Here is a 12998-nt window from a genome sequence, read left to right on the forward strand (position 1 = left end):
AGATGCTGGTACCAATGGAGGTAGGAATTTGCTGCGTCGATCTTCCTGCCCTCAGTCGTTTCTATCAGGACGTGCTGGGTTTTACCTTTGTCGCCCAGGTGCAAATGCCGGCCTCCGCCGCGCAACAGGTGGGCTTGAGTGAAGGCGGCTACAGCGTAATGCGTCTGCAGACGCCCTACGGCGAACGCATCAAGCTGCTGGCGCCAGAGCGCACCCCGACCCACCACGAGCAGGGGTTGATCCTGGACCGCCAAAATGCGAGCTACCTGACATTCATCGTGGAAGACATTTCAAGCCTAGTAAACGAGCTGAAAAATGCCGGCGCGAGCTTCTTCGCCGGCGACGTGCCGATCCAGCTGCGTCCTGATGTGAAGGCGCTGTTCTGCCGGGACCCGGAAGGCAACGTGCTGGAATTGGTCGAGTACGCTGATATCGCCGCCTACCGTCCAGACTTGTTTAACGACCGGAGTGCCTGATGGCCAAGCTCTTACATATGCCCGAGGTGTCGGCCAATACGACCCACGCCGCGATCCAGAACTGGACCCTCAAGGAAGGCGACGCGTTCAACACCGGAGACTGCATCGCCGAGATCGAAACCGAAAAGGCGCTGGTCGAGTTGACTGCTGAAGAAGAAGCGGTGCTTGGCAAGATCCTGGTCGAACCGGGACGCGAAGTGGAAGTGGGCGCGCCGATTGGGGTGCTGTTTGCCAGAGGCGAAACCGATGTAGATATCGACGAACTGCTTGCAAAGGCCGGTGCGCTGTCGGCGGCCAATGAGTCGGTAATAGAGGACGCACCTGAACTTCAGTCCCGGGCTGATAAGACGCCGGTAGTTGACGCGCGCAACAACGGGCGAATCTTCGCAAGTCCTCTGGCGCGCCGTCTGGCAGCGGCCATGGGGCTTGAACTGACGACTCTCAAGGGCAGCGGTCCGAATGGGCGAATCGTCAAGCGCGACGTCGAGGCCGTAGCGGTCGCCGTCGCTAGCCTTGCGTCCGCAGCCGTTGAACCTTCGATATCGGCCGTCGACTTTGAGGAAGTCCCGCACAGCAGCATGCGTAAGACTATCGCTCGCCGCTTGGTCGAGAGCAAGTCCACAGTGCCGCATTTCTATCTCGAGGTGGAATGCCGGATGGAGGCGTTGCTTACCCTGCGCGAGCAGGTCAACCAGAAAGCGCCGAGAAAGATTTCAATCAACGACTTCATCGTCAAGGCGGTTGCAGTCGCCCTCCGACAGGTTCCGGAGATGAATGTGACCTGGACCGAAACGGCGTTGCGGCGCTACCACCACGCGGATGTCTGCGTAGCGGTGTCCACCGATAACGGCCTGATCACACCGGTAGTGCGTAATGCCGACAGTAAGGCGCTTTCGCAAATTAGCGCGGATGTGGTGGAGTTGGCCGGACGGGCCCGCGATGGACGTCTGCGCCCCGAGGAATACCAGGGCGGCAGTTTCACCATCAGTAACCTGGGGATGTTCGGCGTCGAGCAGTTTAGCGCCATCATCAATCCACCCCACGCAGCCATTCTGGCGGTGGGCGCGACCCAGAAAAAGCCAGTGGTTGAAAATGGTGAACTGCGCGTTGGTTCGGTGTTGTGTTGCACCCTTTCAGTAGATCATCGAGCAGTGGACGGAGCGCTGGCGGCCCAATGGCTGGCAGCGTTCAAGGGCCTGATGGAAAACCCGCTGGGTATGCTGATTTGAGGGATGTTCCATGAGTGAAGTGAAATTCGATGTAATCGTCGTCGGTGGGGGGCCTGGTGGTTACGTGGCGGCCATCCGTGCCAGCCAGTTGGGTCTGCGCACGGCGGTAGTGGAAAAAGCGCAGTTGGGTGGGGTCTGTCTGAACTGGGGCTGCATTCCTACCAAGGCCCTGTTGCGCAGTGCCGACGTGCTGCGTCTGATCGGCAGTGCGGCCAGCTTTGGTATCGAGGTCGGTTCCGCCAAACCTGACTTGAAGGCTATCGTGAAGCGGTCCCGCGATGTCGCGACCCAGTTGAACCGGGGCGTCAGTGGGCTGATGAAAAAGCACCGCGTCCAGGTATTCAATGGACATGCACGGCTAGATGGGCCCCAGCAAGTGAAAGTGTCCGGGGAGCAGGGTGATCTCAGCTTGAGCGCACCGCACATCATTCTGGCAACCGGAGCGCGGGCGCGCGGGCTGCCAGGCATGGAGCCGGACGGCAAGCACTTCTGGACCTATCGTCAGGCACTGGTGCCGGAAAGCGTACCCAAACGGCTGGTGATCGTTGGCGCTGGCGCGATCGGTATCGAATTCGCCAGTTTCTATCACGCTCTTGGCGCGCAGGTGAGCGTGGTGGAAATGGCCGATCGGATTCTCCCGGTGGAGGACCAAGAGGTCAGTGCCCATGTGGCAAAGGCCCTGATTCGGGACGGTATCCACCTACACACCGGCTGTGCTCTCAAAAGCAGCAAAGTGGAGCAGGGCACGGTGCATCTGCACCTTGAAGGCAAGAGCAATGAGACCCTGCAGGCAGACGTGGTGCTAGTGGCTGCAGGTATTGTTGGCAATGTCGACGACCTGGGGTTGGAAGGGACCAAGATCAAAGTACAGCACACCCATGTGCTGGTGGATGAGTTCTGCCGCACGGGCGAGCCGGGTGTTTACGCGATCGGCGATCTGGCGGGAGCTCCATGGCTTGCGCATAAGGCCAGCCACGAAGCAGTGATCTGTGTCGAGAAGATCGCCGGCCAGAACCCCCATCCCTTGGATCCCCGCAGCGTGCCAGCCTGTACTTACAGCTACCCGCAAATCGCCAGCGTCGGTTACACCGAGGCCCAGGCTCGCACTGCTGGCAAGACGCTCAAGGTCGGCAAGTTTCCATTCGCGGCCAATGGCAAGGCGATTGCGATGGGGGCCACGGAGGGCTTCGTCAAGGTTGTGTTCGACGCTGACAGCGGCGAATTGCTGGGCGCCCACATGGTTGGCGAGGAGGTCACCGAGATGATTCAGGGCTATGCCATCGCTCGGGGCCTGGAGACTACCGAAGCCGAACTGATCGAAAGTATCCTGCCGCACCCGACGATGTCTGAAGCCATGCATGAAGCCGTGCTGGCAGCATACGAACGAACTCTGCATATCTGAGTTTTTATCCTGGTCTGAGTGACGAGCTAGGAGGTCGGGTCGTGTATGGTCGGCGGACGCCGAGAATACTTCGGCCCGGCTGCATGCTTTGCGGATTTCAGTCAGGGAGTCGCCTGGCCAGGGTAGGGGGATCGACATAGTCCGCAATAACCAAGCTCGCGGCCACAGGAAGGGGCAGGCTATGATTTAGTGAGTCGCATCAGGCTAATAGTCGACGCCGCCGGAAGTCCCCCATCTGAAACCACTCCGGAGGGTAATTGGCTGGCATAGTGCACTCCTTGGCAGGGATGGGCGTTGCTTCGGGATGAAGCTCGCTTGGCATGTGGGCTGGTCACGGGAGCAATCACATCTTGCGCGAAGGTCTCCAGGCAGAATATCCCAACAGTAATGGAGCGGGCACGCCGCCGTGGTCGCCAAAACTTTGATCCCGCTTGACGTTCGGGTACGTTAGTGAGGGCAGATGATAGGCGCTCAGTCGCCCAGTTCTAGCTTCATGATGGCGAGGACTTCGTAAAGCTTGACACTTACCTCATGAAGCTTGGCGATGAACTCTTCGAGCAACTCGTTGGTAACCTCGAAATACCGTTTCTTCGAGTCCAATCGGCGATGAAGGATCTACTCACATGCTGGGTTTGTAATTGGATAAGAATGGACAATGTCCGTGCAGCGGGTGTTCAGCGCTTCGAACATATCCGCTGCCAAATGGCCGATTGGCTTTTAACCTCCGATAAATGGGCACTCTGGAAATTTAATTTGTTTCGATATTGAGAAAAGAATTATCAGGCGGTATCAATTCAAAAAAGCGCGTTGGATCCTCAATCAGATACCCCTTCAGGATGGTTTTCTTCCTGGGTCCTCGTACTTGGCAAGCCCAGATATTCAGACCGTTGTCACGCTTTCGATGGACCTTCAGTTTCTCAAACTGTTTCTGTACCCAGCGCCACTCGTCGACGCCGTCGTTCGCACCGTGGGCGATACCTGGAAATTCCTGGACATAGCGCTGGAAAATTCCGGGGGTGACCAGGAACGCGGTACCGCCCACCGTGTGAACCTTGGCCTTGCTGTCATTGATGATCAGCTTGTGACTCTGAATACCCTCCTTGACCCAATCCAAGAAAGCTTGGCCTGGGTTATCCGAAGGGAGGGTTGAAGTTTCGAGAGCGCTTTCTGACGGTGCGTCACTGGCCTCAGGCTCTTCCAACTCGAACATGTCCAGCAGCGTGCCGAGGTAATCGGCATCCTCTAGCGCCGTGGGATCCGGCTGCGGTTGGCTTTGACCTGATCGTGCACTGACTGTCTCGGGCGCTGGTGTTGGTATCTGGGTGTCAGTTGAGTGGTCATGGGCTGCAATGCTAACCGTTCCGCTGAAAGCCTCGGGCCGGTCTTCGTTTCCCCAAATCAGTGCTGGTTGAAGGCGCAGAAAGGTGAAACTCTGCTGCCAATTTCCCTGTGCCACAAGCGCGGTCCAGATGGCTTTACCTTCCGGGGTGGACTCGACCAGCCCATGCGACTGCAGCTCGTCGAACACCGCTAGGTTGGACGAAGGAATGCCTTCAATCGATTGCGACAGCAGATAGGCTCGTAGCTTGTCCGTGACCGTCTTGCTGACCAGCCAGAGGGCGTCCTGGGTCAGCCATCCCGCGGCACCCGGCTGGTTGAGTTTCAGCTCGTGCTGAACCAGATGACGTAGTCCGGTGATCAAGTGATGTTGCAGCGAATGCGTCGGGGCCAGGAGTGCCTTCTTCGGGTTGCCACCGATGTTCTGCGCGGTGGAAACACGGTCGGCCTGCATCACCAACTCACCGAGAACGCCGGCACGTTCGTACTGGCCCGCCAGGACATACAGCAGACTGGCCCACAGTGGCGGAAATCCACTGAGCCAATCGAGGATTGGGCGGTCGAGAATGTGGGTGTAGAGCAAGCCTGCGGCGGCGCCGTGCAGGTGGTAGTCACGACCCTTGATGTAACGAAAACGGTAGGGCTGATCCAGGGAGCCCTGCCAAGGATGCCAAACACGGCCATCCTGGCGTTCGACCAGCAGGTCCACGGCAATCTTGCCTATATCATGCAGCAGGGCGCCATAGGCGATGCCCGCGGACCAGGCGTCAGTCTGGGCGGCTTGGTCTTCGGGCGCAGCACCGGTGGGAAGCAGATACGACTGACGCAGTTTCAAACTGCAAGCGACCAGCTCCAGGCCATGGTCGAGCATGCCGCCGAGATAAGCATGGTGGTGCGTCTCGCTGGCCGGGAGTTGCTGGACTTGTTCGGCGTAGCGATGAATTGGATTTAAATAGAGTTGGGTGAATTGGACGTGGGAGAGGGCAGTGTATTGCCAGATGCGATCGAGCAACTGACGGCGGTGCTCTGCTGCTAACAAGCTGTGGGCCGACTCGATGGGCAGGAAGCCTTCGGCGACGCTCACGATCAGTAGCGGAGGGGGCTTCTGCCTTTTGCGGCGAAACAGACTGAGCATTGTGACCTCCAGAAGGTGGGTGGGTCAGTGGCCTTTTCGCCTTTTCGGATAGCGCTCTTACCCTTGAGTCCCCATTCCCTTCCAACCCTTACCCGTCCTTTTTGGCTCGTGTCCCTTTGTGCGGCAATCGGAATACCGATACTGCTAGGCTTCGTTTTGTTGGGGGGCTGGTACGAAAAAGAAAAGAGTCGGTACACTGCGGTGCCTATTTTTTGGGTCTTGCCATGAACCTTACTGACGCCACGCTCGTGCTGCTGCTCGCGGCACGTATCCATGGGACCGACGAAGCCGTCAGGGCTTCAGCGAAGAGCGTGGTCAAGAAGTTGCCGCGCAGTAAACGCGATCTGATCTACAAGGTGATCGACAGCCGGAGTCCGCTCGAGCTGGTGGATTTTCTGGCGCAGAATCTGGATGCGGAATGACAGGCTGCGGGTGTGCGCCCCTCTCTTATTCTTTGCGTGATGGGCCCGCCGTATGATGCTGTCTGTTTTCTGGAAACAGAAAAAAGGGCTCAACTCGCGTTGGGCCCTGTGAAGCGTTTGCAGTGGTGGGGTAACAATTAAGCGACGTCGTTCATGCACAGTGAGTCATCCAAGACCGCTTGCTTCAGTTGCTGATCCAGGTTGAGTACATATTCCGAGGCGCTTCGGGCTTGGCCACTGGCGCGAAAGATCGCACGCTTGTCTGCTTTGAGCAGGCTGAGCCAGGAGTCGATGTAACCCTCATGCCGCAGCTCTCCCTGAATGCCAGCGTAAGCGCATAAAAAAGCAGCGCCCATCTCGGCGATCAACTCCTCAAACGCGTAGCCTGGCGAGCCGAACGGACAGGATGAGGTCACACCCTCGCGCTGCAGCCGAGAAAGATGTCCGGTCCAGTGCGTCAGCTCGTGCAGTGCGGTGGCGTAGTACCCACCTTCATCGTGAAATTGCGCTTTTGTCGGCAGTTGGATGAGATCCCTGATCGGGTGGTAAAAGGCTTCGTCGGCAGGCCGATGAACGATGTGTGCGCCAGTACTTAAAAGCAGATTTTCTGCAGCACTGTTGGCTAGGAAGGGGGCGGTCGGGCACGCTTCGAGCAAGGTTTCGTTGAACGTTTCGAGCCCTTCCGTTTGCTCGATGTTGAACAAAAAATGCGTCCTGAGAATGCCAAAGTGAGCGACCTTGGGCTGACCGTTTTCATCGAGTACGGGTTGGCCTGACTCAGTCTGTTCCTCGCGCTCCATAGGCTTGTAGAGCACAGCCAGAGTGCTGTGCTCACCCTTACGGATGTGCCCACCGGCTTTTTTGGCTTGGTTGAAGGTTAGCCAACGATCCTGAGTAAACCCCTGCAAACTGGCCTCGGCCCAGAGCAGCGGTAAATTGATGCCCGAATACGGACGTCGCGTGATGGCGTTGATGGGGTAGGGTTGATGACCGATGTAAGCTGAGCCACTTGAGGACCAGGGTTTGATCCAGGGAGCAACGCCTTGGTCTAACGCGGTAACGATCTTGTCAGTTACGTCTTGGTAGATATCGCGCATGGCAATTTCCTCGAGAGAAAACGGAGGAACTCCGTGCCCGTCGGGGAGGGTTCCCCGGTTGGGTGATGGGCTGGATTGATGCAGGTCTTGCATGGCGTCCGAGTGTGGAGGTGGGCGCCGCCCATTGCGCTTAGCGCTGGTGTTCTCCTGCAAGCGCTATCAGTAAGGCACCAGACTGACCCGGTTCTTGGAGTAGGCTGAGACTCAATTGCAGCAACGGGTCGTGGTCGAAGTGATCGGTTGGTTCAATGTGGACTACCTCGAACAGCACATAGGGCTTTTGTGGATAGGCCAGGTGGGCTTCGAAGGCTGCGCGCAATACGTGGCTCAACCGATCGATCTGCAGCTTCCCCGCGTGATCTGAACGCTCGAGCTGTACTGCGCGTTGCCATGCGCCAGGTGTGAACACGATGGGCAACCGAAGGGTGTTCAGTGTTTCCGGTGTAAGTGAGTCGGGCATGGTATGTCTCCGTTGAAAACGCGAAGAAACCTGTCCCGTGCGGGAAAAGATTTCCCCGCAGTGGGTTGAAGAAAATCAAGAGGGTTTTCCTGACGAGCGGGGCTCGGAAGACGCTCAGAAGAGCAGTAGGCGTTCATCACCGTAGAAACGGTGACCGTGCGAGCTACCGAACGCTAATCGCACTTGGGGAAGAACCATCATCGAAGTGACGTAGCCTTGAAGGTTCTGACTACCTGGGAAAGTGCTGTCGATAACAGCGATCCGTACCTTGTATTTAACTGGACGATTTGTATGGGTCAATGACTGTAGAGACGCTGTTTCACGGAGCTTGTCTTCTGTCTTCCAGTGAAGATTTTTCGGCTGGGGCAAACTGATAAACGGTCAGACGCCGGCCGATTTCAGTAGTACGCTATTGCTCTTGTCTCAACCATGAAAACGCTCAGAAGAGGGCGAGACCATGCCGATTCAGCAACCTGTTCAGCGTTCACGTGCCCACCGCTGGGCGCACGTCTGTGGTATGTCGGTGAAGCGTGGTTACCGTAGGTTGAAAACGTTTGAATCCCGCGTGGTTGAGCGTGCGGAGACGGTAGGTATGCCCGCAGGTAAATTTCTTGTTCGCGCGAGTTTTCTGACTGCCAAGTTGGCTCTGCTCGGAGTATTTCTTTTTGTCAGCTTCTGGTTATTTGTGCTGATGTGCACAATCGTCGTATTAGCAGCTATCCCAATTCAAGATTCAGACACTCCAGGTATTGACGATCTCGATGATCCAATGCATAGAACGTCTTGGCCTGAGCGGTACGATAAATGGGGTTCTCTGAAGTAGCCTCTTGGTTATTTTGAGCTCGATTTACCCGAAACAATTCTTGCACCGCTCATCAACTGAGAGGTTCCGTTAGAGCTCGCTGTCTGTGCTGCGTGGGTTCCCCTGCTGAACATTCCTTCTACGCCTGAACCTACGCTATATCCGGCCCAACTCATGGTGGCTAGAAAAACCATCGGCAGCACGATGAACATCGCCCCCATCACGTACTCGATCACCTGCGCGGTGACAGTCCCATCCATAAACCCGGATGTGGGCAGCGACAACAGCACCTGATTGGAAGCCGAAACCTGGTTGTACAGGGTATCGAGCATGCTGGAGTCGACCCAACGCGCCAGTTCCCACCAGAAGGTCAGCATGTGTAAGGTGAACAGCGCGAACGTCACGGTCATGACGGTCTTCAACTGATAGGTACTGACCAGCAGGATCAGCGGCAAGCTGATGATGATGCCCATGATCAGGAACGCCTGCACCATCGGCAAGGCTGCGCGTAGTGCATTCATTGCCGGGAAGTTGCTGAAGGAGCCGAGGGCCAACCCGGTATTGGTGGCCAGGTTATTGAGCCCCTGATTGATCGAACCGCCACGAGCGCTGGAGCCGTAGTCTTGGTACACCTGTCCGGGCGACATGGACAGCGATTGCTGGCGCGGGCTGACCAGCTCACGCAGGGTGGCATCTTCGATCTCGTTGCTTGAACGGCCCGTCAACCAACCTTTCAGTTGAGTCAGCAGCGAAGGATCGACCTGCTCGATCAAGCGCTCGCGCAACCCGACACCGTTTTCACTCCACCACTGTCTGCAAGTGGGGTAGCCCGCGCCATTCTCCAACCGTGGCAAGGAAGTATCTCGGGTTTCATCATAGGGCCAACTGACTCGCGGTGTCCGTGAGCGATCGGTGTCGTAGTAGCCCGGCGTGTCGAGAAAATAGCGTGAGCCGATCCAGGACGCATCGTGACTTTGTGCCTTGTCCAACTGAGGACGGTTGGTGAAAAGTCGAGAGCGGGAATAGCCGTAGCAGTCGCGAGTGAAGTCGGCGACTTCCTGTAGCAATACCTGGTTATCGATGCGAGAACTGTCGATCTCCATGCGCATCTGTCGGATATCCGGTGCGCAGGGGATGGCCGCGGTGGCCGCTGCGGTCACTCCTTTGCTCAGGGCGTGCACCAGAAACCACCAGATTGGCACGTTTGCAGAGCGTTCGCCGATGGTGTTGAACGTGGTGCCCCAGGCAGTTTCTGCTGGCTTGGCCACGCTGACACCGCAGCGTTGGCTCGCTGCATCATCAAACGCCATTGAAGCGAGGTTTAGCGGAAAGACCGGCGCGCAGCCGAACAATACGACAATGTAGGCCAGCCAAAGCCGGTTCTCGATTCGAGGTACCGAGAGCAATCCTTTGTTGCCTTCATCCGCGCCTTGCTGACGGGCCGACAACCACTCTTGCAAGATGATCGCGCCGAAGGGCGCAGCGAATAGTCCAGTATCGGACATGACGTTCCAGATACCGTTGTTGATGATCCAGGCCAGCAGGGAGAGGTAAAACTCCAGGTAGCTGTTGGTGCTCATGAGCATGGTGGTGACCTCACAATCGAGTGAGCTCGACGCAGGTAAAGAGCAAGAGCCCTAATGTCCCGATGCGTTTCACGCGCAGTCGATCCTGGGGTCGATGTCGGTAGCGCCGAAGCAGATCCCACCAGAGCGCAAAGAGGGCGTCGTAGAGCAGGGCGCGCCACCACCGCAGATAAGGTCGTACGGATTCGATTGCCTGCTGCCGTGCCTCGAAACTGCCCAGCGCAGTACGGCCGATCCAGGCCACCAGTGCGGCGGTCAGGATCATCAGCACGGCAATCCCCAGACCTGAACGCAGAGTGAATAGCGGTGAGCGTTTCATGGCTCACTTACGCCTGGCGTCAGCATCATTGAGTCGGCCCGGCTCAGGGTCGCCTTGCTCGACGGTACGCGAAGCATCGGCGCCTCCGGCATGCCGATCGAGCACCAGGCTGGCGGTGTTGGTGGCCAGCATCTGCCGAACCTGTAGTTCGGCTTGCAGCAGGCGTATTTCACGCTCCAGCGTGTCGATGTTTTTTGCCAAGGCCGTTTGGGCCGGCTCGGCAGAAGCAATGTTTGGTTCGTGGCTGCCTGCCAGCAGTGTGCGCAGCAGCAGAAGCGCTTTATCGAGCACACTGGACAAGGCTGTCTCGCTGGCCAGGCGTCGCGCCAGCAGTTCCTGATCAGGATCGTCACGCAAGGCTTCAATCACACCACGGGTCACCGGCAGCATTGAGCTGGAGGCTTTGGCCAGGTTGTCAGGGGTAGGCTGCAGGGAGCCAGACAGCATCCCTTGCAGGGCCTTCAGGTGCTCGTTGTAGGTTTCTTGGATCAGGGGCGTCAATCCACTGCCAGCGGTAGCACGCAGGGTTTCGCAGCTGTCGCAGGTCGCGATTTCGCTCTCGCCCAATACGCGAACGGCCCATTCGGATTCCTCCTGGGGCGAAGCCCAGGTCTGGCAAATAGCGCCACCCAGGCAATCACTGCTGCTGATCGAGGCACTATCATCCACCGTACGGTTATGGAGCAGGTTATAGCCCGCGCGTACTACGTCGGAAGTCACCCGAATAGGTGTTTGCCCATTACCTCCAGCCTTTGAGCCGCCGACCCAGGACACCCCCTTGTTGCCGTTATGGGTTTCGGTGTTTTTCACCGCGGCCACCGCATCACCGCCGGTTTGTTCGAGGTTGCCCTGCATCTCCTGGTTCTTGGCCAATGCGCCCCAGCCGGCTTGACCGATTTTGTCCGCCATCTTTTCGGCCATGGCCTGGCAGGTCAGCTTGGAGCGGTCGAAGTCGATACGACCTTGCATCACCCCGTTACTCAGCAACTCATAGAGACCGGGGTTAGCGCGCTGGATGATCAACGCTGGCAGCGACATCACCGCTTGGGTCGCGTTCTGCACAACGCTGCCCATGATCTGCTGGAAGCCTTCGGTGAAGCCGTTCAACTGGTTTTGCAGAGTATTGGTCAGGCTCATGTTTCCGCACATCATGTTTGCTCGCCAGGACGCGCCGACGCCGAGCCCGTTGGGGCGATAGAGCGAACTTGGTGAGCCCGCTGCCGAGCCGCCACCAATGGTGTACATCACTCGGTCGTCGAGTACTTCGCCCTGAGTACCCAGGCGGTAATCGCCTTCGGCGGCGTGGGCATGCGTGGCCATGGCGAGTAGTCCATAGAGCACCAGACTCATTGTGCCCAACCAGGGTCGCGCGTGAAGCCGGCTCATGAAGCACCGCCTTCGAAGTCGATGCTGAACAGGAATGTCTGTCCCTCACGTTTGCAACAGCTATAGGGCCGCCACAACGACCAGGCGTAGCCCCCGTCCGAACTCTGTACCGGATCGCTTGGGAAGATGGCGCACGTGGGCTGAACCTGAGGGTAGAGCAATTGCCATGTGTGGGTCGAAGCGTCGTTTTCAACGATCGGGCCAGGTGGCCAGTAGCCGTCGCGTTTGGCGGGCGTGAGCGCTACATACACATGCGGCTGCCAGTTGCGGGTAACCACGTCGCCGGCCCGTTGCGCCATGACTGCGGCCGCCTTGAAATCGTCGGGCTGTACCAGAAAGCCCTGGCGGGGATAAACGTTGCCCCACATGTTTCCCGAAGCCTGACGACCAATTTCATGGATCCCCGGTACGAGCGACTCGGGGTACAAACTTTCTGGGATGCCATGGCGCCAGGCCAGTGAATCCAGGGTACTCAGGTAGTAAGGCATGAGTGCAGTTGCACCGCTGGCGCAGGCGTAGCCGGATTGCGAAGCCAGTTGCGTGGCGATCCAGCCACCGGGGTGGCCGATGCCATCGACGTTCTTGAAGCGGGGCAGGTTGTCGCGGTGGGTGTTTGGCGTGATCAGGTTGCCGCCACCTTCCGCACCATTGATGGGAACGGAGAGGGTGGCCATCTCGGTCCATGGATTATTGCCGGTAGTGGCGTAGCTCGAAACCACCAGCTCAGGAATGAAATGACGCACCTTGGTCGAGGTTTTGACTGTGCAGCCGAAGGGTGTGCACAGGAGCCAGAAACAAATACCGACGACCCTGTATTCGAGACAGCTTGGCGAAAGTGCAGAGGACGTAATGCTGCCGGTGTCCAGCGCCATGCTTGGGCCGCACGCCAGCAGGACGCTCAGCGCCAAAGGCCGTAGCTTTGTGGGCGGGATGGACGAGCAGGCAACAGGCATGATCCAGGCTCAATAAGGTGAATGGCCAGGTCAGGTTCGGTTTCGGGCGGAAGACTGTCAGTGGAAATTATGAAGGCAGATCTATCGGATTTGTGAGACGTGAGACTATTATTTGACGTGAAGGGCGCTGCGCAGGATATCGGGTTCTACAAGTAGCTGATCTGTGGTGATTTCGAGAATATTGGCGAGCTTGCACAGGACCAACAGCGACGGATTGCCTGTGCATCGCTCGATTTGACTGACGTACGTGCGATCCACCTCGGCCATGAGCGCGAGCTGCTCTTGGGTAAGGTTTTTCACGCGTCGCATCAAGCGGATGTTTTCCGCCAGCTGCAGACGAAGCTGTTCGTAGTCTTGAGTCATGCGCGCAAATTGCGCCTTGAGGGACTCTCA

The 12998-nt window shown here is 57.7% G+C and carries 13 protein-coding genes; 5 read left to right on the plus strand and 8 right to left on the minus strand.

Features of this window, described 5'->3' with window-relative positions:
* Positions 1-2 precede the first annotated feature (2 nt).
* The 3 genes from AC19YS_RS15055 to lpdA are packed head-to-tail and all read left to right on the plus strand — an operon-like array spanning position 3 to position 3107.
* Positions 3-476, plus strand: coding sequence for a VOC family protein (locus tag AC19YS_RS15055; RefSeq protein ID WP_285680344.1), 474 nt, complete (start codon positions 3-5; stop codon positions 474-476).
* Positions 476-1705, plus strand: coding sequence for a pyruvate dehydrogenase complex dihydrolipoamide acetyltransferase (locus AC19YS_RS15060; protein ID WP_070413453.1), 1230 nt, complete (start codon positions 476-478; stop codon positions 1703-1705). Before AC19YS_RS15055 ends, AC19YS_RS15060 begins: the two co-directional genes overlap by 1 nt.
* A 10-nt stretch (positions 1706-1715) precedes the next feature.
* Positions 1716-3107: a dihydrolipoyl dehydrogenase gene (gene lpdA / locus AC19YS_RS15065; RefSeq protein ID WP_078466836.1), complete on the plus strand. Its 1392-nt coding sequence runs from the start codon at positions 1716-1718 to the stop codon at positions 3105-3107.
* Positions 3108-3855: 748 nt separating this feature from the next.
* Here the strand turns inward: lpdA and mobH are convergent.
* Positions 3856-5580 (minus strand): MobH family relaxase, encoded by a 1725-nt coding sequence (gene mobH, locus AC19YS_RS15070; RefSeq protein WP_070413455.1) that lies wholly within the window; start codon positions 5578-5580, stop codon positions 3856-3858.
* A gap of 224 nt (positions 5581-5804) precedes the next feature.
* On the opposite strand from mobH, the gene AC19YS_RS15075 reads away from it, so the two are divergent.
* Complete coding sequence (locus tag AC19YS_RS15075) at positions 5805-6002, plus strand: DUF7740 domain-containing protein (RefSeq protein WP_007901093.1); 198 nt, start codon at positions 5805-5807, stop codon at positions 6000-6002.
* Between the two features lie 137 nt (positions 6003-6139).
* Here the strand turns inward: AC19YS_RS15075 and AC19YS_RS15080 are convergent, their stop codons facing one another.
* A complete protein-coding gene (locus AC19YS_RS15080; RefSeq protein WP_070413456.1) occupies positions 6140-7099 on the minus strand; it encodes an ArdC family protein in 960 nt (319 codons plus the stop codon).
* Positions 7100-7229: 130 nt separating this feature from the next.
* Positions 7230-7559, minus strand: a complete 330-nt coding sequence (locus tag AC19YS_RS15085; RefSeq protein WP_070413457.1) for a hypothetical protein — start codon at positions 7557-7559, stop codon at positions 7230-7232.
* A 457-nt stretch (positions 7560-8016) separates the two neighbouring features.
* On the opposite strand from AC19YS_RS15085, the gene AC19YS_RS15090 reads away from it, so the two are divergent.
* Positions 8017-8382, plus strand: a complete 366-nt coding sequence (locus AC19YS_RS15090; RefSeq protein WP_078466835.1) for a DUF3742 family protein — start codon at positions 8017-8019, stop codon at positions 8380-8382.
* Positions 8383-8390: 8 nt separating this feature from the next.
* On the opposite strand, the gene AC19YS_RS15095 is transcribed toward AC19YS_RS15090, so the two are convergent.
* From AC19YS_RS15095 to AC19YS_RS15115, 5 genes are all read right to left on the minus strand, one after another.
* Positions 8391-9947, minus strand: a complete 1557-nt coding sequence (locus tag AC19YS_RS15095; protein ID WP_070413458.1) for a conjugal transfer protein TraG N-terminal domain-containing protein — start codon at positions 9945-9947, stop codon at positions 8391-8393.
* Positions 9948-9957: 10 nt separating this feature from the next.
* Positions 9958-10266, minus strand: coding sequence for a hypothetical protein (locus AC19YS_RS15100; RefSeq protein ID WP_153425878.1), 309 nt, complete (start codon positions 10264-10266; stop codon positions 9958-9960).
* A gap of 3 nt (positions 10267-10269) precedes the next feature.
* The gene (locus tag AC19YS_RS15105) at positions 10270-11652 is read right to left on the minus strand and encodes an integrating conjugative element protein (RefSeq protein ID WP_078466834.1); all 1383 of its coding nucleotides are present in this window, start codon (positions 11650-11652) and stop codon (positions 10270-10272) included.
* Complete coding sequence (locus tag AC19YS_RS15110; RefSeq protein WP_070413157.1) at positions 11649-12605, minus strand: TIGR03756 family integrating conjugative element protein; 957 nt, start codon at positions 12603-12605, stop codon at positions 11649-11651. The genes AC19YS_RS15105 and AC19YS_RS15110 overlap by 4 nt, the downstream gene beginning before the upstream one ends.
* Positions 12606-12713: 108 nt before the next feature.
* On the minus strand, positions 12714-12968 hold the full coding sequence (locus tag AC19YS_RS15115; RefSeq protein ID WP_078466833.1) for a helix-turn-helix domain-containing protein: 255 nt from the start codon (positions 12966-12968) through the stop codon (positions 12714-12716).
* Positions 12969-12998 lie beyond the last annotated feature (30 nt).

Source organism: Pseudomonas sp. MF08831 (assembly GCF_059862645.1).